Origin of the sequence: Kocuria gwangalliensis (assembly GCF_039544365.1) — a bacterium.
Lineage (GTDB): Bacteria > Actinomycetota > Actinomycetes > Actinomycetales > Micrococcaceae > Kocuria > Kocuria gwangalliensis.
In genome coordinates, this window is the sequence record NZ_BAABLN010000035.1 from 42,029 (window position 1) to 61,713 (window position 19,685).

Sequence of the window (19,685 nt, forward strand, 5' to 3'; positions counted from 1 at the left end):
CCAAGATGTGATTCGGGTTCTCGCGCGGCTCGATTGATGCCACGACCCGAAAGAGTCGTTCAGTCAAGGATACGCGCGGCCCCCGACGCTATCCACATGCCGGGCAAGCGTCTCAAATTGTGATACAACGACGCCGCTGCGTTCGGTTCCGCGCGTCCGCCCCGTGAGTTGGTCCCACCGTTGCTGCGGACCTGATCCATAGACTGGAGGCACCGCCCATTGCAACGGAGCAGGAGGAATCATGGCCAAACAAAAGGACACACCGCGCCCGGATGACACGGTGGAGTTCGCTGTCGAACTCAAGAACGCGGTGGATCCGCTGGTCATGGCCCTGGACGTGGGCTCCACCGCAAGCCGTGGTTCCCTCCACGATGCCACCGGAACCCCCGTGCGTGGCTACCGGCACAAGGTTCCGCATTCCTTCACCACCTCCGCGGACGGCACCTCCGTGATCGACCCGGATCAAGTGGTCGAGGAACTGACCGGAATCCTGGACCTGGTGTGTGACCGGCCCGAGCTCGCCGGGCGAGTGCGCGGCGTCGGCCTGGACACCTTTGCCTCGTCTCTTGTGGGCGTGGCCGATCAAGGAGCTGCGATCACCCCGTGCTTCACGTACGCGGATTCGCGCTGTGCGCCGCAGCTCGCCCAGCTCCGCAAGGAACTGGACGAGCGTGAGGTGCAGGACATCGTGGGCGCGCGGCTGCACACGAGCTACCTGGCACCGAGGTTCCGCTGGCTGGCCGAGACCCATCCCGAGGTCATGGCGGAAGCCACTCGCTGGATGTCCCTCGGAGAATATGTCTGGTTGAAGTTGCTGGGGACCACGGCAGCGGGGACCGCCACCGCCGCATGGACCGGGCTGCTCAACCGGCGCTCCGGCAACTGGGATCAGCGCATGCTCCGGGCCGCGGGGATCAGTGAGGACGTACTGTCCCCCATCCTCGACCCCGATCAGCCGCTACCCGATGTGGACCCGGAACGAACCTCCCGCTGGGAAGGCCTGTCCGATGCTCAGTGGTACGCCCCGGTGGCCGACGGGCTGTGCGCCAACATCGGCGTGGGCGGAGACGATGAACAGACCATGGTCGTCTCCGCTGCCACCTCCGGGGCCATGCGCGTGCTCCTGCATCACCGGCCGAACAACATTCCGCCGGGACTGTGGTGCTACCGGATCGACTCTTCGCGATGCCTGCTGGGTGGTGCCCTCAATGACGTGGGCCGTGCCGTCAGCTGGCTCGAGGACACCCTCCGTCTGGACGGCGCCGTTCTGGATGACATTGCCGCGGCAACCGTGTCTGCCACGACACCGGGAGTGCTGCCCTTCCTGACCGGCGAGCGATCGACCGGTTGGGCCGGCAGCGCGCGGACTGCGTTCGTGGATGTCTCCGCGTCCACCGACGCCTCCGCGATGGCCCGCGGCATGCTGGAGGGCATTGCGGCGTCCTACCGGCGCGTTGCCGATGAAATGGAAGAAGCCACCCGGGATGTCGAGAAGATCGTGGCCGCCGGTAGCGTGACGCAGGATCTGCCGTCCTGGCTGCAGATCCTGGGCGATTACCTGGGCAAACCCGTGATTCACCAGGTCATGAAGCGCTCCACGGCCCGTGGCACCGCCCTGCTGATGCTGGAATCGCTGGCTCCGGGCGTGGAGCGAGCCGTTCACGAACCCGCGGGCACCTACTCCCCCGAGGAAGCCAACCGCGAGTACTACCGCGGTGTGCACGAGCGGTTCGAGCGCGTGTACGACGCATTGGTGGCGGGCACCTGAGGATGGGTGACCCGCGGCTGTGCAGCGTGATGTGAGGTAAATGCACCGGTCAAACCTCTGGGGAGGGAAGTGCAGAATTCGAGCTCGATTTTTGCACTTCCCTCCCCTCACATTCCGTCCGCAGCACCCCATCCCTGCGGAACAGCGCCGAGGAGCGGGATGTTCGTGCCGTCCTGCGCCTGGATCGTGCGAATGTAGTTGCGGTTGGTCTCGTGCAACGGCTGCGGGTCGGCCGGCCAGCTACCCAGCACCGTGCCGAGAACGCGCACTCCCCTGCGGCACAACGCCTCAAGACTCAGAAGTGTGTGATTCAACGTTCCCAGACCGGACCGCACCACAAGCACCACGTGCACGTGCGGATCCACAGCACGGCGAATGATCTGCGTGAGATCCGCGATGTTGTGCCCCTCCCCATCCAATTCCACCAACACCCCGCCGCTGCCCTCGACCAGGACCAGATCATGCTCGTGCAGCAATGCGGCGATACGTTCTGCGTGATCGTCCAGGCTCAGCAGCGCCACCCCGTCCAGGTCCGCGGCAGGCGGCGGTGCCATCGGTTCGGAGAGTCGCTGACCCTCGTGCGTGGTGAGTGCGCCCCCGGGTAGGCCAGCTGCGGCGCATAACCGAGCGACGTCGTCGACGTCCCCGGAATCGTCACCCACCACGCCGGTCTGGACGGGTTTGTACACCGCAACCCGACGCCGGCCGGCCGAGTATCCCGCCAGGGCGAGGGCGGCGGTCGCGTAGGTCTTGCCCACGTCCGTATCGGTGCCCGTGACGACAACGACCCCTCGCACCATGCCGGCGGCCCGCGCCAAGGGGTTGCCCATCACGCGACCACCTCGACCGGCCGGGCGCCCAACTCGGCCATGACGCCACGGACTGCGCTCAGTGCCACCGTCAAATCGTGGAACTCCACATCCGCACGGGCAGTGAGCCGGAGCCGGCTGATGCCGCCCGGGACCGACGGCGGGCGGAAGCAACCGACAAGAATCCCGCGATGGCGCAGGGTCTCGGCCGCCCGGAGCGCCAACTCAGGCGAGTCGATCGGCACGGATTGCACGGCCGCCGGGGCGTGCTCGATCCCCAGCGCTTGCGCAATCACGCGTCCGTTGGCGTGCAAGCGATCCGTGAGTTCCGGTGCACGCCGAACGATGCGGCACGCCTCGGCAGCCGCGGCCGCGCTGGCGGGAGCCAGTGCCGTGTCGAAAATGAATGGCCGCGCGACATTGACCAGGTGCTCGCGCAACACCTCGGAGCCCAGCACCGCGCCACCCTGGGCGCCCAGGGATTTGGAGAGCGTGACGGTCAGGACCACGTTCGGGTGGCCCGCCAAGCCTTGCTGATGCGAGAGCCCTCTGCCCTGTCCCGCGACACCGATCCCGTGTGCCTCGTCCACCACCAGAAGCGCTCCGTGGAGTTCACACACCGCGGCGAGTTCCTTGAGCGGGGCGTAATCCCCGAGCACCGAGTAAATGGACTCGACGACCACCACGGCGCGTTTCTGGGCGCGTTCCCCGAGCAACCGGGCAACGTGCTCCACGTTGTTGTGCTCCGCTATCACGACCGGCGAGCGGGACAATCGTGCGCCGTCCACGAGCGACGCATGCGCGTGGCGGTCCGAAACGATCAGGGTATCGGCGTCACCCACGGCCGTGAGCAGTCCGGTGTTCGCTGCATAACCACTGGAGAATACAAGCGCGGCGCACTGACCCGTGAGGCCGCACAGTGCGTCTTCCAGTTCGGTGTGGACGCCCAGCGTTCCCGTGACCAGCCGGGAGGCCCGCGATCCCGCGCCGTACCGGTGCAGGGCAAGCGAAGCGGCCCTCACGACTCGCGGGTCCCGCGACAGGCCCAAATAGTCATTGGACGCGAGGTCCACCGAGTTCTCGCGGATCGCCACCGTACGACGCCGCAGCCCCGAGTCCGCGCGCACGCGCGCCTTGTCGCGCAGCCAGGAGTCGAGCGGGCCGGTCATGGGGCGAGCTCCGCCCCGGCAACCATGGCCCGGGCGATCCGTTCGGTTTCACACTCGGTGCAAATGTACGGCGGCATGGAATACAGCAGTTTTCCAAAGGGCCGCAGCCAGACACCCCGATCGAGCGCCATTGTGGTGAGTGCGCTTCGCTCCGGCGCCTCCCGGAATTCAATGACTCCCACCGCCCCGATCACTCGAACATCAGCCACGGTGGGAAGCTCCAGGGCCGCAGGCAGGATTTCTTGTAATTTCAGGTTTTGGCGGGCCACGGTGGCGCGCCAGCTCTCCCCGAGCATGGCCAGCGATTCGTTGGCCACCGCACACGCAAGTGGGTTGGCCATGAACGTGGGTCCGTGCATTAACGCACGCTGAGGCGACTCGGTGATGGCGGCTGCAACTCGCCGGGAGACGAGGACCGCCGCCAGGGTCATGTAACCCCCGGTCAGGGCCTTGCCCACGCACATCACGTCCGGGATCACGTCCGCCCATTCGCATGCGAACCACGCCCCGGTCCGGCCGAAGCCGGTGGCGATCTCGTCCGCGATGAATACCAGGTCCAGTTCGTCGGCGAGCTCACGCAGGGCTTTGAGACAGCGCGGCTCGTAGGTGCGCATCCCTCCCGCGCCTTGCAGGATCGGCTCGACAATCACACCGGCCAGCTCGTGCCGGTGATGCCGCGCGGTGTCCCGCAATTCCCAGATCCAGCGGTCCACATCATCCGTATTACTGGACCACGAACCACGTGGGCGGACATTGGACGGGCCGGGGGCGGCGTCGTCGGCGGTGGTGGAAGCACCGGCGCGATCATCGGCCGGAACGAATCGCGCAGCGGGCGGGGGCGCCACGAACAATTGCTCTGCCACGAGCCCGCTGAACTGCGCGTGCATCCCGCCCACGGGATCGCACACGCCCATGGCGCCGGTCGTGTCCCCGTGGTAGCCGCCACGGACCGTGAGGATGCGGCGCCGTTCGGGGCGATTGCGAGCGGCCTGGTACTGAACCGCGAGCTTGAGGGCGATCTCCACGCTGACGGAGCCGGAGTCTGCGAGGAACACGTGGTCCAGGCTGTCCGGCGTCACCGCGACGAGCCGCTCGGCCAGCTCCACCGCGGGCTCGTGGGTCAGGCCACCGAACATCACGTGGGAGAAGCGACCAACTTGCTCCACCACGGCGCGATCCAGGCGAGCGTTGCGATAGCCGTGCACAGCGCACCACCACGATGACATGCCGTCAATGGCATGTATCAGATCGCCGTCGGGAGTGCGCAGGGTCAGGGTGACGCCGTCGGCTTCCTCCACCGCGTAGGGCGGTTCCCCATCCAGGGCTTCGTACGGGTGCCAGAGCAAACCCCGGTCCCGGTCGGCCAGGGAACGGCCGGCGCGGCCGGCGGTGGCGCGGCCGGCGGTGTCAAGCATTGGGCGCCACTGCCGTTCCCGCCCCACGACGCCGCAGTGTGGGCTCCAGCCCCAGATCCACCTTCTCGTACGGTTCGGTCGCCGGTTCGTCCGCCGCCTCGGGAGTCGGAACGTCGCCGGACGGGCTGCCGAGAACCGTGAATCCGGCGTCGGCGATCATGTCCATGTCGGCCTTGGCTGCCTGGCCCTCGGAGGTCAGATAGTCGCCCAGGAACAGCGAGTTGACCACGTGCAACGCGAGCGGCTGGAGGGAGCGCAAGTGCATCTCGCGGCCACCGGCCATCCGAATCTCCTTGTCCGGGCACACGAAGCGCACCACCGCCAGGATCTTGAGGCATTTCTGGGGGCTCAGCTGCCATGTTCCCGCCAGCGGCGTGCCCTCGAAGGGCATCAGGAAGTTGACCGGCACCGAATCCGAATCGAGCTCACGCAGGGCAAAGAGCGCTTCCACCAGTTGCTCGTCCGTCTCCCGCATTCCCACGATCAGCCCTGAACACGGCGAGAGTCCTGCGCCCTTGGCGCGCTCCACAGTCTCCACCCGGTCTTGATACGTGTGTGTGGAGCAAATGCTCTGATAATTGGACTCCGCCGTGTTGAGGTTGTGGTTATAGGCGTCCACGCCGGCGTCGCTGAGCGTCTCGGCCTGGCCGCCCTTGAGCAGGCCCAGGCACGCGCAGACTTCCACACCGGGGTACTGCCCCTTGAGCGCTCCCACGGTTCGGGTCACGGTCTCGACCTCACGATTGGACGGCCCGCGGCCGCTGGCCACCAGGCACACGCGGCTTGCCCCACCCTTGATACCGTGCTCAGCCTGCTCCACGGCCTGCTCGGGTGTGAGCCACGAGTACTTGAGGATGCCCGCGCCGGAATTCAAGCGCTGCGAACAGTAGCCGCAGTCCTCCGCGCACAGGCCGGATTTCAGGTTGACCAGGTAGTTCACCTTGACGGTCATCCCGAAGTATTCGCGCCGTAACCGGGCCGCCGCAGCCACCAGGTCAAGCATGTCCTCGTCGCCGGTGGCAAGTAATTGAAGCGCCTCTTCGGGGGTCACCGGGTCACCGTTGAGCGTGCGATCTGCGAGATCAGAAAAGGTTTTGAACACCGTTCAATTATTGAACGGTGTTCAAGTTTGTCAATCCCCGCGGGCTGCCCGAGTAAAGTTCGACTCGTCCCCGTACCCATCCCTAGGAGCAGCATGGCCCTGTCCCGCCAGCAGATCGTGGATGCCGCGTGGGGCATTCTCCACAGCTACGGCCTGGGTGACCTCTCGATGCGCCGCCTCGCCAAAGACCTCGGAGTCCAACCGGGCGCGCTCTACTGGCACGTGGCCAACAAGCAGGAACTGCTCGGCATCCTCGCCCAGCGCATGGTCGCCCCACTGTCAACCACTGCGCTCGACGACGCCGCTCCCCCGCTAGAGCGCGCCGCACACCTCACGCGGGAGTTCCGTTCACTGATCCTCGCCGTGCGCGACGGCGCGGAAGTGGTCAGCGTGGCGCATGCCATTACCCCGGAAGACCTGAGCCCGGTACCGGAGCTGGTGGTGCTCTTCACCGAATTCGGGTCGACTCAGGGGGACGCGGTGGATACGGCGCTCACACTGGTCCGTTTCACGCTTGGCTCGGTGACCACGCAACAGACACGGAAAGCCATGGGGTTGCACACCGCATCCGCCGAAGCGGAATTCACCGCCGGCCTCGAACTTCTGCTGCGCTGAAACCCACCCGCCTCAGCCCCGCTTGGCCTGATCATCCCCCGGCTGGACAGCGCCACGTTCATCCGCCTGCGCAGCGTGATGTGAGGCAAATGCACCGGTCAAATCTGAGGGGAGGGAGGTGCAGAAATCGAGCTCGATTTCTGCACCTCCCTCCCCTCACACTGTGGCGCGGTTCGAAGAGCCGCTGGCCATTGAGGAAGTCCTCAGCGGGCAGTAGGTTTGACCCACTGCGCCGAACACGACCTCGGGGTGGCTACGCGGTATTACCCGGTTGATCCACCCCGGGGGCCTTCTCTTAGCGTTAAACCATGAGTGCCCCACCGATCACCGTTCGACGCCCTGAACCCTCTGATGTCGAGCCGCTGGCCGACGTTCACCTCCGGTGCTGGCAAGAGACGTACACGGGCCAACTACCCGATGCATTCCTCGGCGACACCGCCTGGGAATCCCGACGCCGCACCTGGCAAGCCATCATGGCAAACCAGCGGCACGACATGTTCCCATGGGTAGCGGAGGCCGACGACCACATCATTGGGTTCTCCATGGCCGCTCACCCGCAGGATGAGGATGATGTGCGGGACGTCCAGCTCTTCATGCTTTATGTCCTCAAGAAATTTCATGGCACGGGAGCGGGCCAGGAACTCCTGGACGCCTCTCTCGGCAATCAGCCCTCGCAGTTATGGATGGCCAAGGACAATCCACGGGCACGCCGCTTCTATGAGAAGAACGGATTCGAGCCGGACGGTGCCGAACGAATCGACAGCTCCTCCAATGGTCTGCAGACCATTCGCATGGTGCGATAGCTCCCGCACGCACCCGCTAAAACTCTACGGCCGCGCCGCTCCCATGCCTACCGACGTGGTCGTCCGCGGCTTTGTCGCCCGATACCATCCGGCAAACAGCAGCACAATGAGCAGCACGTCCACGGCGTCGCCGCCGTAATACATAAGCTGTGCGCCCACCTGCGCGTCAGCGGCCTCCACCCCCATGGGTGGGTGCGCGTACAGCCACTTGGCCAGGATGGAATGCGCAGCGATGAACGCAATCAGCACGCCCGCCCGTAGTCTGAACGTCGCCCGGTGCGGATCCGGGTCCAAGCCCACCACGGACGCCGTGAACACATAACCCGCCAAGAAGATGTGCGTGTGAACCAGGGCGTGCAGCCACACGGAATCGTGCATCGCATGAAACAGCGGGGTCGTGTACAGCACCCACAATCCTCCGGCGTTCAGGAGCGCGGCCACCACCGGGTGCGTGATCACCCGGACGTAGGGCGAACGCAGGATGCGAGACACGGCACGCGCTCGCCGCACCGGAAGCCCGCGCAGCAGCACACTCACCGGGGTCGAAAGCACCAACAGAAGCGGGGCAATCATCCCGAGCAGCAGGTGCCCGACCATGTGTGCGGTGAAGCTCCCGTGAGCGGCCTGTGGCAACGGACCGACCAGGCTCACGCCCGCACAGACCAGCCCGGCGTATAACATGAGGGCCCGCAGCAGCGGCCGCCCGCTCCGATGCCTCCCCGCCCACAGAGCCCAGGCATAACCGGCCGCCGCGGCAACCAGTAAAACAGCCACGAGCACCTCGAAGGCGAGCCAGCCGTCAAGGACAGTTGTCTGCGGCGAGTCGTGGGAGTGCATCGCGGTATCAGCGAGCGCGTCGGCCGGAACCGGTCAGGCGCAATACCAGCAAACCGATCACCATCAACAGGATCGCGGATCCGATCCACACCGTGTCGTACAGCAGGAGGTCAACGCCGTAGCGGATCTGGTGGATGCCCAAGATCTTGTGATCGACCACTCCGTCGAAGAGCTGGAATGAGCCAATCCCTAGCACCACCGCGCCGGTCCAGCGCTTCCAGTTCACCCCGCCGCGGCGCCTGATATCGGCCAGCAGGAACAGGCCCCACACGGTGATGAACCAGCCGAAAGCGTGGAAAAACCCGTCGGCCACCAGGGCCACTTCAGGGGTGGACAGGTCGTAGAAGTGATGCCATTGCAGACCCAGGTGAAAGATGAACAGGTCGATCATCGACGCCGCGATGCCGCCGCCGAACAACAACCCTGACAGCACGGTGCGTTTGCCGGGCCGCCGCTCGTTTCGGGTTTCGACGGCGCCCCTGCGTCCCGTTCGTGCCTCATTGCGTGCGTTCGGTTCAGCGGTGGACATGTCCGACACTCCTTGGCGCGACAACGGGGTTGCTGCCTTCATTGTTCATTCCCTAAGCAAGCTGTTCAAGATGTGACACGTTTCAGGTGTGCCCTGCGGAGACTCCACCAAGTAATAAAACGTCTAACAACTTTTTCGCCCGGGAGAAAGTCCCCGAACGGCCTGGGTCCGCACTAAATTTGGACCATGTCCACACCTGACGATGCCCCGCACGTGGCGAACCCGGATTACTGGCAGTTCGCCAACGCCGCCGCCTCACGCATCGCGCGGGAGTTCCCGGAATCGGACATCACGGCCAACCGCCTGTTCGTCACGTTGTTCCGGGCGTCGTCGTCGGTGATCTACGACTTCGAGTCCTCCATCCACCGCCCCGCCGGTGGCACATGGGCCAGCTATCGCATGCTGTTCGCGCTGTGGGTTGCCGGCCCGCTCACTCCCCATCGTGCGGCCGAGCTCATGGGCATGAGTCGGGCGGCGGTCTCGAATCTCGCGGGCAATCTGGAAGCCAAGGGCTTGCTGATCAAACAGGCATCCGAAGCGGACGGCCGATCCCTCATCCTCCACCTGACCGACACGGGTCAGACCAAGATCCAGGAGGTCTTCGCGCTGCAGAACTCCCGCGAGAACCAATGGAGTCAAGCCCTGAGCGAGCAGGAGCGCGAGCTGCTCATCAGCCTGCTGGACAAGATCATGGATCACCGCACGGTCATCGGCGCCAAAACCCGCAAGTAACCCCTGGTCAGTCCCTGTGTGCAGCCACGACGCCGCTCGCGCCGGACTCAGCGGCTCAGCAGCAATGCCTCACCCTGACCACCACCACCGCACAGGGACACGGCTGCCTTGCCGGACCCCCTGCGGGTCAGCTCCAGGGCGGCGTGCAGTGCCAAGCGAGCACCGGAGGCGCCGATCGGGTGCCCCAGGGCAATCGCGCCACCATGGATGTTGACCTTATCCAACGCAATCCCCAGATCCTCGACCGATTGCACCGACACCGCGGCGAAGGCCTCGTTGATCTCCACGAAATCCAGATCGTCCACGGACCACCCCGCGCGTTCCAGCGCGTGTTCGATGGCGCGCGAGGGCTGCGAGTGCAGGGACGTATCCGGGCCCGCGACCTGACCGGGCTTGCCCACCACGGCCAGCCAGGACAGGCCGTTCTCCTCGGCATAGGCGCGAGTCGTCAGGACCACGGCCGCGGCGCCGTCGGAAATCGGGGACGAGTTGCCGGCCGTGATGGTGCCGTCCTTGGTGAAGGCGGCGCGCAACTTTCCGAGTCCCTCCGCCGTGGACTCGGGGCGTACGCCCTCGTCCTTGGAGACCGTGACGGGATCACCCTTGCGCTGCGGGATCTCCAGCGGCGCGATCTCCTCCGCAAACACGCCCGAGGTTTGCGCCTCGCCCGCCAGCTGGTGGCTGCGCGCGGCGACCTGGTCCTGCTGCTCGCGACCGATGGAACGCTCGGAATTTCCGGTCTCGGTGAGCTCGCCCATTGCGACGCCCAGAGCGGCGTCGACCAGGCCGTCATTGGCCAGCGAATCAGCGAGGCTCATGTCACCGTAGGCCTTGCCCTTGCGAGCACCCAGGGCCAGGTGCGGCGCGTTGGTCATGGATTCCATGCCGCCGGCAACCACCACGGACGCCTCGCCCGCGCGAATCATGCGAGCCGCCTCGGTCACCGCGACCAGCCCGGACAGGCACACCTTGTTCAAGGTCATGGCGGGCACGGTCATCGGCAGACCCGCGGCAACGGCGGCCTGCTTGGCGGGGTTCTGACCGTTGCCGGCCTGCACCACGTTGCCCATGTACACGTAGTCAACGGTCTCGGGTGAGACACCCGAGCGCTCAAGCGCGTGCTTGATGGCGTGCGCACCGAGCTCCACAGCGCTGAGTGCGGCAAGGGAACCCAGCAACTTTCCCTGCGGGGTACGCGCCCCATTGACGATCACAACATCATTGGCGTTCTCGGTCATGTGTCCTCCTGTACGGAAACGGAATTCGGGGCGACGTTCAACAGCTCAACCCGGTACTTCGCTTCGGTCTTCACTGCTATTTCTGTTTCGGTCACGCCGGGGCCAGGATGGGCAGCACCAATCGTCGTGCGTGATCTCCACCTCAGACTAGAAAACGCCTACACACTGGTCAACGAGAACAGGCCAATCGGAGCTCAGCTCCCCACAATCCGGAAATCACAACCTGCTTCGCCCACCGTGACGATCGCCCTCACGGGCCCCGGGAGGAGCGGCATCGTCGTGGAAGCTTACGGGCTCAGACCATTTGGGGGGGGAACTTACTGCACAGTAGGGCCAGCTACTTTGCCGTAACCCCTGACGAAATGGTGTGCCGGCGCTGCACGCCCCGAGCCGCCGCACATGCCGGGGTGCGCGAGCGGCGTCGTCGCCTATTCCCATGAGAAGTCGAGCGCGGAAGAATAAATGCCATGGAACTCGACTATCCGTTCCACGGGCGCTGCCTGGTCCAGAACAGCCCCGCGAACCGAGTACCGAGTCATGGAACCGACCTGTTCGGCACGGCATTTGCCATCGATTTCGTACCGGTGGATCGAGAGAATCGCTCGGCCCGCTTCTCGGCCGGATCATTGTGGCGCCCGGAGGCACCAGAGAACTTCATCGGCTTCGGGCAACCGGTCATCTCCCCTGTGACTGGCACGGTGGTGCTGTCGGACGACCACGCCGAGGATCACGCGGCCTACCGCGGCTTGTCCTCCATGGGTTACGCGCTCACCCAGGCTCGCCGCGCTGCCGCCGGGTGGGGCACCTTGGCAGGCAACTACGTGGTGATTCAGGAATCACGAAGCGGCCGTTACGTTGCCCTGTGCCATCTACGATGGGGGAGCGTCAGGGTGCGTCTCGGTCAAGACATTCAGATCGGGGCCCAGGTGGCTGAGTTCGGAAATTCTGGCAACAGCACCGAGCCCCACGTGCACGTGCAAGCGGTTGACTCCCTGGAGTTCGAGCGTGCCGTTGGCCTACCTCTGTCATTCCCCGGTGGCCTACCCCGGAACGGGCAGATCATTGACTGCCGACCTCATCACTCCGATCAGGACGCCGTCCAACCGCCGTCCATCGTGTAGGCGGCGCCGGTGAGCATGATCTTCTTGACCACTTCCTCTTCGGGGATCCCGTGCGTTGCGACCTGGTCCTTGATTCGTTTGTCGACCAGCGGAGTCCGCACGTAACTGGGGTTCACGCAGTTGCTGGTCACCCTCCAAGGCCACGGCCTTGGACAGCCCCTCCACGCCGTGCTTCGCGGCGACATACGCGGATTTGAACGCCGAGGCGGGCAGACCGTGGACCGAGGATACGTTGATGATTCGGCCCCATTCCCGCTCGTACATGTGGGGCAGCACGGCGCGGATCAGCAGGAACGGGGACTCGAGCATGAGCGTGAGGATCCGGTGGAAGTCGGCGGGATCGATGTCAGCCACGATCACATGGGCACCGCGCTGGGCGAGAGCGCGGACCGCTGCGGCGCCAATGCCACTCGCGCCGCCGGCGACCAGGGCCTTTTTGCCCGTGAGAGTGCTCTCCGACATGCCCCGGCTCCTCAGTAGTGGGTGACCTACGTCCCGCACATTACGCGCGCCACAATTGGCCCGACCACCCACCCATGATGTTTGATGAGTGGGTAACCATCCAGAGCGGCCGAGAGATCTGGCTCGTCGACGTCGCAGCAACCCGGGATTCAGCCCACGGTGCTACCGCCAGGACCGATGGAAAGGACTGCTAGTTCATGCCTCAGAACACCGACCACATTCAGACCACCCACGTGGGATCGCTGCCCCGCACCCCCGATCTGCTGGAGGCCAATGGGCGCTTCCAGGAAGGGGAGGCCACCGCGCAGGAGTTGGACGCTGCGCTGGACACGGGCGTGATCGACATCGTCCGCAAGCAGCGTGAAATCGGCCTGGACATTGTCAACGACGGCGAATACGGCCACACCATGTCCTCCTCCGTGGATTACGGCGCGTGGTGGAATTACTCGTTCTCACGCTTGGGCGGGCTGACCCCCACCAACGAGGACCGCTGGAAGGATGCCGAGGTCAAGCGCTCCTCCCCCGGCAACATCGTGCTGACGAGCTTCCCGGACCGCCGCGACCGCGCTCGCTTCCGCGACGCGTACGAAGACCCCACCGCGGGCGTTCTGGCTCACCGCGCCTCCGTGGCCCAGCCCAAGATCACGGGCCCGCTGACTTACACCGGGCAGGACGCCGTGGTCGGTGACATCCGCCGCCTTAAGGACGCGATGGCCGAGACCGGAGCCCAGCAGGGTTTCGTGGCCGCCCTGTCCCCGGGTTCGTGCGCGCGCGTGCGCAACGAGTACTACTCGACCGATGAAGAGCTCGTGTACGCCTGCGCGGACGCGATGCGCGAGGAGTACAAGGCCATTGTCGACGCCGGACTGACCGTCCAGATCGACGATCCCTCCATCGCCGAGTCCTGGGACCAGATCAACCCCGAACCCACCGTGGAGGACTACCTGGCCTTCACCAAGGTCCGCGTGGACGCCCTCAACTACGCCCTGCGCGACCTGCCCGAGGACCAGATCCGCTTCCACCTGTGCTGGGGTTCGTGGCACGGCCCGCACACCACGGACCTCGAGTTCAAGTACCTGGTGGACCTCATGCTCACGATCAACGCCGGCGGCTACAGTTTCGAGGCGTCCAGCCCCCGCCACGGTCACGAGTGGAAGGTCTGGAAGGACCACTCGCTCCCCGAGGGCAAGGTGGTTTACCCCGGCTTCGTCTCCCACTCGACCAACGTGGTCGAGCACCCTGAACTCGTGGCCGACCGCATCGAGCAGTACGCGTCCGTGGTGGGTCGCGAAAATGTCGTCGCCTCCACCGACTGCGGCCTGGGCGGTCGCCTCCACCCCTCGATCGCGCTGGCCAAGCTCGAGTCCCTGGTCGAAGGCGCGCGCCTCGCGACCGAGCGCTTGTTCTAGCGGGGTTCGCGAGCGACGTCGTCGGTTCGCCGACGACGCCGCTCGCGCCGCCTGCACCGCGCCCACTGGGCCTCAAAGACGGCCGGCCCGGCAGCCTGTGAATAACCCGAGCCGCCGGATTGCGTGACCGCTTACAGTCGCGGTCATGAAAGCCGCTCGCGCCCTGAGTCTCGATCCGCTGCCGGATGTGTTGCCCACAGTTGAATAGCGCCATGATTACGCCCCACCTGGCCTGGAAGTATCACCGGCCCACCTCGGAGCTGGGCGGCGCCAGGCTCACCCAGCCCTACGGACTGAACCCGTTCCTGGGGCCGTCAGGCAGCGCACTCACGCATCCGGTCGAGGCGCTCACCGTGACGGCGTCGTATTTGTCGTCGTGGCGAATCATTGCCTGCCTGGACTATCTCTTGGCGCACCGGATCCAAGTCGCCGAGAGGATCTGGTTGAAGCCCTTCGACCGTGAAGAAATCGTTCGGGCTCTTTCCCTGCTTCCTCCGCGCTCTCGGTCTGCAGAACGGATCGCCAGGCTTCTGAGCCAGGCTGTAGAACGAACCTGGTCCTCCGCCCAGCATGAATCCGCTGGTGATGCTGGACGGCAGGGAACGCTTTCTGGACCTCGCCTGGCACCTGCGGATAGCCCGGACCCCGGGCGCGGGGGAACGGCCTGGTCAGCAGCTCCTCGAGACCCGGCACCGACATACTTTTGTCAAATCTTTGACAACTTTTTGGTCACGGTTGATACTTTTTTCTACACAACTGGTGACGCCAGTCACGATCACCAGTAGTATCTAATCCAACGACCATTCGGTCAGTAATCACAGACCTTGCCGGGCCCGGACCGCGCAACTCATGATCCTGGAGCTTCCATGGCTACAAACGCAGCTTCCCCGCCCGCACAGCAGCAGGCGCACACCATGTCCCGCGAAGAACGCAAGGTTCTCGCCGGAACCCTGGTGGGCACCACCATCGAGTGGTACGACTTCTTCATTTACGCTCAGGCGGCCGCCTTCATCCTGGCCACGCACTATTTCAACCCGGCGGGCGCAGAGAACCCAGCCGTGGGGCAAATCGTTGCCTGGGCCTCCTTGGGCATCAGCTTCCTCTTCCGCCCGCTGGGTGCCATTGTTGCCGGTCACATCGGTGACAAGTACGGCCGCAAGATCACGCTCGTTTTGACCTTGTTCGGCATGGGCGCGGCCACCACGTTGATCGGCCTGCTTCCCACGTATCAGCAGATCGGCATTGCCGCACCCATCATTCTGCTGCTCCTGCGCGTCCTGCAAGGCTTTTCCGCCGGTGGTGAATGGGGCGGCGCTGCGCTGATGGCTGTTGAGCACGCACCCAACCACAAGCGCGGCCTGTTCGGCGCCTACCCGCAGATCGGTGTGCCCCTGGGCATGCTGCTGGCCACCCTGTTCATGTTCGGCCTGACATCCATGCTGACCCCCGAGCAGTTCGAGTCCTGGGGCTGGCGTGTTCCGTTCCTGTTCTCCGTTGTTCTGATCGGCGTCGGCTACGCGATTCGTCGCGCAGTGGACGAATCCCCCGTGTTCGTTGCCATGCAACAGCGCGCCAAGGAATCCTCTGCGCCCCTGGGTCAGTTGTTCCGCACCAACAAGCGCGAAGTGACCCTGGCCGCCCTGATCTTCGCAGCCAACAACGCGGCTGGTTACCTGGTCATCGCGTTCTTCGCCTCTTACGGTGCCAAGTCACTAGGTATGGAGCGGTCCGAAACGCTGATTGCTTCACTCGTCGGCGGTGTGGGCTGGTTGATCTTCACGATGCTCGGCGGTTGGATGTCCGACAGGATCGGTCGAAAGCTGACCTTCCAGCTCGGTTATGGGTTCATCATCCTGTGGGCGATCCCCATGTGGTTCATGATGGACACCGGTTCATTGCCACTGTTCGCCGCGGCGATCTTCATCCTCACCATCGGCCTGGGCCCGTCCTACGGTCCGCAGTCCGCAATGTACGCAGAGATGTTCCCGGCGCGTGTCCGCTACTCGGGGATTTCGATCGGCTATGCGTTGGGTTCCATCATCGGTGGCGCCTTCGCCCCCCTGGTCGCCCAGTTGCTGTTGAACGAGACCGGCCAGTCCTGGACAATCGGCCTCTACATCGCCCTACTCTCCATTGTGTCCTTCACAGCCGTGTGCTTTGTCCGCAAGTCGGACCAGGGCCGCGACCTGCACATTGAAGAGGTACACGAGGAATTCATTGCCAAGCACCCGGGAGAAGATGTTCCCCCGGTGCTGCCCGAGGACATGGAGCCCACCAACGCGCAGCACCGCGCCTAAGGTTCCACACCCTGCACATAACTGAATAGCTGACGTGGCCGGACCCCTCGGGACTCCGGCCACGTCGCATTCGCCCGTGGCCCCACTCCGGACCAGACGTCAGAGACCAAAACGCCCATGACATCACAGCGCGTAAGGGACACAAACCTGGTCGAGCGTATTGACGTGGCTCACAAAATCGTGGAATCTTAGATGAACGATCGGTCAGTTATTGCCCCTGTGAAGGAGACAGCATGTCCACGATGCCGCAAGCTTTTCTAGTCGGAGGGGCCCGCACCCCTGTAGGTCGGTACGGCGGGGCACTGTCCTCCGTTCGCCCTGACGACATGGCCGCCCTCTGCATCAAGTCCGTGGTCGAAGCCGCCGGCATCGATCCCGCAGCCGTTGACGAGGTCATCCTCGGTAACGCCAACGGCGCCGGTGAAGAAAACCGCAATGTGGCCCGCATGGCGTGGCTGTTGGCCGGCTACCCGGACACCGTGCCCGGCATCACCGTGAACCGTTTGTGCGCGTCCGGCATGTCCGCGATCACCATCGCCTCCCAAATGATCAAGTCCGGCGCGGCTGACATCGTGATTGCCGGTGGCGTGGAGTCCATGTCCCGTGCCCCGTGGGTTGTCGAGAAGCCCAAGACCGCGTTCGCCAAGCCCGGCGAAGCCTTCGACACCTCCATCGGCTGGCGCTTCGTGAACGAGAAGTTCGAGGACGGCCCGCTCTCCCGCGACGGCAAGGCCACCTACTCCATGCCGGAAACTGCAGAGGAAGTGGCCCGCGTGGACAACATCTCCCGTGAGGACTGCGACGAATTCGCCGCCGAGTCCCACGCAAAGGCCATCAAGGCCATTGAGGCCGGCCGCTTCAAGGACGAAATCGTGCCGGTCGAGGTCAAGGGCCGCAAGGGTGCCGTCACCACCGTTGACACCGACGAGGGTCCTCGAGCCGGCTCTACCCCGGACGTCCTGGCTAAGTTGCGCCCCGTAGTCAAGGGCGGTTCCGTAGTCACGGCCGGTAACGCCTCATCCCTCAACGACGGCGCCTCCGCCATCATCGTGGCCTCCGAGAGCGCCATCGAGAAATACGGTTTGAAGGCCCGTGCCCGCGTGATCGACGGTGCTTCCGCCGGGCTGGCTCCCGAGATTATGGGCCTGGGCCCGGTCCCCGCCACAGAGAAGGTCCTCAAGCGTGCGGGCTGGACCGTGGATGACCTCGGGGCCGCCGAGATCAACGAAGCCTTTGCCAGCCAGTCCCTGGCCTCGATCCGCCGTCTTGGTTTGAACCCGGACATCGTCAACCGCGACGGCGGTGCCATCGCCCTGGGCCACCCGCTGGGCTCCTCCGGCTCGCGCATCGTGATCACCCTGCTGGGCCGCATGGAACGCGAGAACGCGGACAAGGGTCTGGCCACCATGTGTATCGGCGTGGGCCAGGGTGCTGCCATGCTCGTGGAGAAGGTGTGATGCCCGCATGAGCGAGCACGCGACGTCGTCGAACGGTAAGAATCAAGCCGAAGCGAATCAGCAGATCCTGCAGGGTGACTTCAGCGCCATCCGTCTGGAAGAAACCCCGGACCGCCTGCACGTGATCCTGGACCGCCCGGACGTGCGCAACGCGATCGACCAGACCATGGTTGACGAGCTGCACACCGTGTGCGGCTACCTGGAACGCAACCCGAAGATCATGATCCTGTCCGGCACGGAAGTGAACGGCAAGGGGATTTTCGCCTCGGGTGCGGATATAGCGCAGCTGCGCGAGCGGCGTCGTGAGGATGCGCTGCGCGGGGTGAATTCGCAGATTTTCGACCGGATCGCCAAACTGCCCATGCCCGTGATCGCTGCGCTGGACGGCTACGCGCTGGGTGGCGGTGCGGAACTCGCGTGGGCCGCGGATTTCCGCTTGGGAACCCCGTACGTGAAGATCGGCCAGCCGGAAACCGGCCTGGGCATCATCGCCGCTGCGGGTGCCCTGTGGCGCATCAAGGAACTCGCGGGTGAACCGGTGGCCAAGGAGATCGTTTTGGCCGGGCGGATTCTCAACGCGGAAGAAGCCTTGGCCGCGCACCTGATCACCGAAATTCACGAACCGGCTGAACTGGTGAATGCCGCGCACGCGCTGGCCGACCGCATCGGCAAGCAGGACCCGCTGGCCGTGCGCGTGTCCAAGCGCGTGTTCCACATGCCGCGCGAGTCCCACCCGCACGTGGACGAACTCGCGCAGGCGATCCTGTTCGAATCCCAAGCCAAGTTTGACCGGATGCAGGCGTTCCTGGACCGGAAGAAGGAGAACAAGAAATGAGCGAAGAGACCAAGGGCACTGTTCCCGCCAAGGTGGGCGTGCTGGGCGGTGGCCGCATGGGTGCGGGTATCGCGCACGCGTTCCTGATCTCCGGCTCCAACGTCACCGTGGTCGAGGCGAATCCCCAGGCGGCCGCGTCTGCCAAGGAGCGCATCGAATCCGACCTTGCCAAGTCGCTTGAGCGCGGCAAGATCGACGGCAACCTGGACAAGTGGGCCGAGAACCTCTCCGTGAGCCTGAACCACTCCGATTTCTCCGAGTGCGAGCTGGTCATTGAGGCCGTTCCCGAGATCTGGGACCTCAAGGTTTCCTCGCTGCAGCAGGTCGAGGCGAACCTCTCCGAGAGCGCTTGGCTGGCCACCAACACGTCCTCGCTGTCCGTGGACGGGCTGGCCGCCGAACTCAAGCACCCCGAGCGCTTCTGCGGCCTGCACTTCTTCAACCCGGTTCCGGCCTCCAAGCTCGTGGAGATCGTGATCGGACAGCAGACCAGCGATGAGCTGCAGAAGCTGACCCTCGAGTGGGTCGCCGGCATCGGCAAGACCCCGGTCACCGTGAATGACGCCCCCGGTTTCGCTTCCTCCCGCCTGGGCGTAGCGCTGGGCCTCGAGGCTATTCGCATGGTCGAAGAGGGTGTGGCCTCCGCCGAGGACATCGACAACGCCATGGTGCTCGGCTACAAGCACCCCATGGGCCCACTCGCGCTCACGGACATCGTGGGTCTGGACGTGCGCTTGGGCATCGCGGAGTACCTCGAATCCAAGCTCGGCCCCCGCTTCGCACCGCCGCAGCTCATGCGCGACATGGTTGAGCGCGGCGAGCTGGGCAAGAAATCCGGCAAGGGTTTCTACGACTACTCGTAGCCTCGTCTCGGGTTCTCCGGCATAGCTGGATTCCCGCCCGACGACGCCGCTCGGCCCGCCCCACGGGCACATCGCACCATCCCCGGTGGATAGTTCATACATGAACTATCCACCGGGGCTTTTCGTTTGCATTGGTTAATAGTTAGCTGCTGCTGTCAGCCGCGCGGGGAAGCGGATTCCCCCGCTCGACACGGCAGCCCGAGGGGCTGAGCAGCGGATCACGA

At 64.9% G+C, this 19,685-nt stretch carries 18 protein-coding genes, 1 pseudogene and 1 riboswitch; of the genes and pseudogenes, 11 read left to right on the plus strand and 8 right to left on the minus strand.

The genetic code is table 11. The features are described 5' to 3' along the window. Positions 1–241: 241 nt before the first annotated feature. Positions 242–1,768 (plus strand): gluconokinase, encoded by a 1,527-nt coding sequence (locus tag ABEA06_RS12780; protein WP_345311721.1) that lies wholly within the window; start codon positions 242–244, stop codon positions 1,766–1,768. A gap of 107 nt (positions 1,769–1,875) precedes the next feature. Here ABEA06_RS12780 and bioD read toward each other — a convergent pair whose 3' ends face one another. The 4 genes from bioD to bioB are packed head-to-tail and all read right to left on the minus strand — an operon-like array spanning position 1,876 to position 6,263. Then, positions 1,876–2,598, minus strand: a complete 723-nt coding sequence (gene bioD / locus ABEA06_RS12785; protein WP_312397051.1) for a dethiobiotin synthase — start codon at positions 2,596–2,598, stop codon at positions 1,876–1,878. After that, on the minus strand, positions 2,598–3,746 hold the full coding sequence (locus ABEA06_RS12790; RefSeq protein ID WP_345311722.1) for an 8-amino-7-oxononanoate synthase: 1,149 nt from the start codon (positions 3,744–3,746) through the stop codon (positions 2,598–2,600). Before ABEA06_RS12790 ends, bioD begins: the two co-directional genes overlap by 1 nt. Beyond that, entirely contained in the window at positions 3,743–5,161 is a 1,419-nt protein-coding gene (bioA, locus tag ABEA06_RS12795; RefSeq protein WP_345311723.1) for an adenosylmethionine--8-amino-7-oxononanoate transaminase, read from the minus strand. Before bioA ends, ABEA06_RS12790 begins: the two co-directional genes overlap by 4 nt. Beyond that, positions 5,154–6,263 (minus strand): biotin synthase BioB, encoded by a 1,110-nt coding sequence (bioB, locus tag ABEA06_RS12800; RefSeq protein ID WP_345311724.1) that lies wholly within the window; start codon positions 6,261–6,263, stop codon positions 5,154–5,156. The genes bioA and bioB overlap by 8 nt, the downstream gene beginning before the upstream one ends. A gap of 93 nt (positions 6,264–6,356) precedes the next feature. On the opposite strand from bioB, the gene ABEA06_RS12805 reads away from it, so the two are divergent. After that, a complete protein-coding gene (locus ABEA06_RS12805) occupies positions 6,357–6,878 on the plus strand; it encodes a TetR/AcrR family transcriptional regulator C-terminal domain-containing protein (RefSeq protein WP_303382710.1) in 522 nt (173 codons plus the stop codon). Between the two features lie 308 nt (positions 6,879–7,186). Continuing rightward, positions 7,187–7,681 (plus strand): GNAT family N-acetyltransferase, encoded by a 495-nt coding sequence (locus ABEA06_RS12810; RefSeq protein WP_345311725.1) that lies wholly within the window; start codon positions 7,187–7,189, stop codon positions 7,679–7,681. Positions 7,682–7,705: 24 nt separating this feature from the next. Here the strand turns inward: ABEA06_RS12810 and ABEA06_RS12815 are convergent, their stop codons facing one another. Both ABEA06_RS12815 and ABEA06_RS12820 read right to left on the minus strand, forming a co-directional pair. Continuing rightward, positions 7,706–8,518, minus strand: a complete 813-nt coding sequence (locus ABEA06_RS12815) for a cytochrome c oxidase assembly protein (protein ID WP_345311726.1) — start codon at positions 8,516–8,518, stop codon at positions 7,706–7,708. Positions 8,519–8,525: 7 nt separating this feature from the next. Next, a complete protein-coding gene (locus ABEA06_RS12820; protein ID WP_345311727.1) occupies positions 8,526–9,047 on the minus strand; it encodes a DUF2243 domain-containing protein in 522 nt (173 codons plus the stop codon). A gap of 186 nt (positions 9,048–9,233) precedes the next feature. Between ABEA06_RS12820 and ABEA06_RS12825 the strand changes: the two genes are divergently transcribed. Further along, on the plus strand, positions 9,234–9,779 hold the full coding sequence (locus ABEA06_RS12825) for a MarR family winged helix-turn-helix transcriptional regulator (protein WP_345311728.1): 546 nt from the start codon (positions 9,234–9,236) through the stop codon (positions 9,777–9,779). Positions 9,780–9,826: 47 nt separating this feature from the next. On the opposite strand, the gene ABEA06_RS12830 is transcribed toward ABEA06_RS12825, so the two are convergent. After that, entirely contained in the window at positions 9,827–11,017 is a 1,191-nt protein-coding gene (locus ABEA06_RS12830) for an acetyl-CoA C-acetyltransferase (protein ID WP_345311729.1), read from the minus strand. Between the two features lie 467 nt (positions 11,018–11,484). Here ABEA06_RS12830 and ABEA06_RS12835 point away from each other — a divergent pair, with 467 nt between their 5' ends. Beyond that, entirely contained in the window at positions 11,485–12,138 is a 654-nt protein-coding gene (locus ABEA06_RS12835) for a M23 family metallopeptidase (protein ID WP_345311730.1), read from the plus strand. On the opposite strand, the pseudogene ABEA06_RS12840 reads toward ABEA06_RS12835, so the two are convergent. Then, a pseudogene (locus tag ABEA06_RS12840) lies at positions 12,105–12,600 on the minus strand (SDR family NAD(P)-dependent oxidoreductase). The gene ABEA06_RS12835 and the pseudogene ABEA06_RS12840 sit on opposite strands and share 34 nt — an antisense overlap. Positions 12,601–12,693: 93 nt before the next feature. Further along, positions 12,694–12,784: riboswitch (SAM riboswitch) on the plus strand. Positions 12,785–12,797: 13 nt separating this feature from the next. On the opposite strand from ABEA06_RS12840, the gene ABEA06_RS12845 reads away from it, so the two are divergent. From ABEA06_RS12845 to ABEA06_RS12870, 6 genes are all read left to right on the plus strand, one after another. Continuing rightward, positions 12,798–14,009: a cobalamin-independent methionine synthase II family protein gene (locus tag ABEA06_RS12845; RefSeq protein WP_345311731.1), complete on the plus strand. Its 1,212-nt coding sequence runs from the start codon at positions 12,798–12,800 to the stop codon at positions 14,007–14,009. Between the two features lie 212 nt (positions 14,010–14,221). Next, positions 14,222–14,794: a hypothetical protein gene (locus ABEA06_RS12850; protein ID WP_345311732.1), complete on the plus strand. Its 573-nt coding sequence runs from the start codon at positions 14,222–14,224 to the stop codon at positions 14,792–14,794. An 81-nt stretch (positions 14,795–14,875) separates the two neighbouring features. After that, positions 14,876–16,306: an MFS transporter gene (locus ABEA06_RS12855; protein WP_345311733.1), complete on the plus strand. Its 1,431-nt coding sequence runs from the start codon at positions 14,876–14,878 to the stop codon at positions 16,304–16,306. Between the two features lie 233 nt (positions 16,307–16,539). Beyond that, positions 16,540–17,763 (plus strand): thiolase family protein, encoded by a 1,224-nt coding sequence (locus tag ABEA06_RS12860; protein WP_129700879.1) that lies wholly within the window; start codon positions 16,540–16,542, stop codon positions 17,761–17,763. 7 nt (positions 17,764–17,770) lie between these two features. Next, positions 17,771–18,598 carry an enoyl-CoA hydratase/isomerase family protein gene (locus ABEA06_RS12865; protein ID WP_095796190.1) on the plus strand — a complete coding sequence of 276 codons (828 nt, stop codon included), beginning with the start codon at positions 17,771–17,773 and terminating at the stop codon, positions 18,596–18,598. Next, entirely contained in the window at positions 18,595–19,461 is an 867-nt protein-coding gene (locus ABEA06_RS12870) for a 3-hydroxyacyl-CoA dehydrogenase family protein (RefSeq protein WP_129700877.1), read from the plus strand. The genes ABEA06_RS12865 and ABEA06_RS12870 overlap by 4 nt, the downstream gene beginning before the upstream one ends. Positions 19,462–19,685: the final 224 nt, after the last annotated feature.

Bases quoted from the DNA above. Each gene is read 5' to 3' on its own strand.
- ABEA06_RS12780 (WP_345311721.1), top strand. From the start codon at position 242: ATGGCCAAACAAAAGGACACACCGCGCCCGGATGACACGGTGGAGTTC.
- bioD (WP_312397051.1), bottom strand. From the start codon at position 2,598: ATGGGCAACCCCTTGGCGCGGGCCGCCGGCATGGTGCGAGGGGTCGTT.
- ABEA06_RS12790 (WP_345311722.1), bottom strand. From the start codon at position 3,746: ATGACCGGCCCGCTCGACTCCTGGCTGCGCGACAAGGCGCGCGTGCGC.
- bioA (WP_345311723.1), bottom strand. From the start codon at position 5,161: ATGCTTGACACCGCCGGCCGCGCCACCGCCGGCCGCGCCGGCCGTTCC.
- ABEA06_RS12805 (WP_303382710.1), top strand. From the start codon at position 6,357: ATGGCCCTGTCCCGCCAGCAGATCGTGGATGCCGCGTGGGGCATTCTC.
- ABEA06_RS12810 (WP_345311725.1), top strand. From the start codon at position 7,187: ATGAGTGCCCCACCGATCACCGTTCGACGCCCTGAACCCTCTGATGTC.
- ABEA06_RS12815 (WP_345311726.1), bottom strand. From the start codon at position 8,518: ATGCACTCCCACGACTCGCCGCAGACAACTGTCCTTGACGGCTGGCTC.
- ABEA06_RS12820 (WP_345311727.1), bottom strand. From the start codon at position 9,047: ATGTCCACCGCTGAACCGAACGCACGCAATGAGGCACGAACGGGACGC.
- ABEA06_RS12825 (WP_345311728.1), top strand. From the start codon at position 9,234: ATGTCCACACCTGACGATGCCCCGCACGTGGCGAACCCGGATTACTGG.
- ABEA06_RS12830 (WP_345311729.1), bottom strand. From the start codon at position 11,017: ATGACCGAGAACGCCAATGATGTTGTGATCGTCAATGGGGCGCGTACC.
- ABEA06_RS12835 (WP_345311730.1), top strand. From the start codon at position 11,485: ATGGAACTCGACTATCCGTTCCACGGGCGCTGCCTGGTCCAGAACAGC.
- ABEA06_RS12845 (WP_345311731.1), top strand. From the start codon at position 12,798: ATGCCTCAGAACACCGACCACATTCAGACCACCCACGTGGGATCGCTG.
- ABEA06_RS12850 (WP_345311732.1), top strand. From the start codon at position 14,222: ATGATTACGCCCCACCTGGCCTGGAAGTATCACCGGCCCACCTCGGAG.
- ABEA06_RS12855 (WP_345311733.1), top strand. From the start codon at position 14,876: ATGGCTACAAACGCAGCTTCCCCGCCCGCACAGCAGCAGGCGCACACC.
- ABEA06_RS12860 (WP_129700879.1), top strand. From the start codon at position 16,540: ATGTCCACGATGCCGCAAGCTTTTCTAGTCGGAGGGGCCCGCACCCCT.
- ABEA06_RS12865 (WP_095796190.1), top strand. From the start codon at position 17,771: ATGAGCGAGCACGCGACGTCGTCGAACGGTAAGAATCAAGCCGAAGCG.
- ABEA06_RS12870 (WP_129700877.1), top strand. From the start codon at position 18,595: ATGAGCGAAGAGACCAAGGGCACTGTTCCCGCCAAGGTGGGCGTGCTG.